Source organism: Pseudomonas sp. HY2-MNA-CIBAN-0224 (assembly GCF_040310285.1).
Taxonomy (GTDB): Bacteria; Pseudomonadota; Gammaproteobacteria; order Pseudomonadales; family Pseudomonadaceae; genus Aquipseudomonas; species Aquipseudomonas helleri.
Map to the genome: position 1 here is coordinate 1 of NZ_JBEOPQ010000540.1, position 270 is coordinate 270.

General features: G+C 42.2%; 1 protein-coding gene. It reads left to right on the top strand.

All coding sequences use genetic code 11. The features are described from left to right. Positions 1 to 232: hypothetical protein (locus AAEZ03_RS27480; RefSeq protein ID WP_502947974.1), on the top strand; the 232-nt coding region annotated here is incomplete at its 5' end. Between the last annotated feature and the right edge of the window lie 38 nt (positions 233 to 270).

The window sequence follows — 270 nt, forward strand, 5'->3', positions numbered from 1 at the left end:
GTTAAATAGTGAGCAAATCGCTGGTATTGCCAACTACGTACGGGTGAATTTTGGCGGTCTTGCTAGCAGTAATGTGAGTGCTGATGATGTTGATCGCATCGCAAATACTGGCGTTGATAAGCCTTTCTTGATTAAGTACGCAGGCTTATTGGCGATAATAGGTATTATCGTTGCGATTGCTATCATTGTATTTATCATCCGCGCCATCTTACGCACTAGACGCCGCGCTTAGTTTGACCATGTTTAGATAAATGGTCGAACAAAGAATTT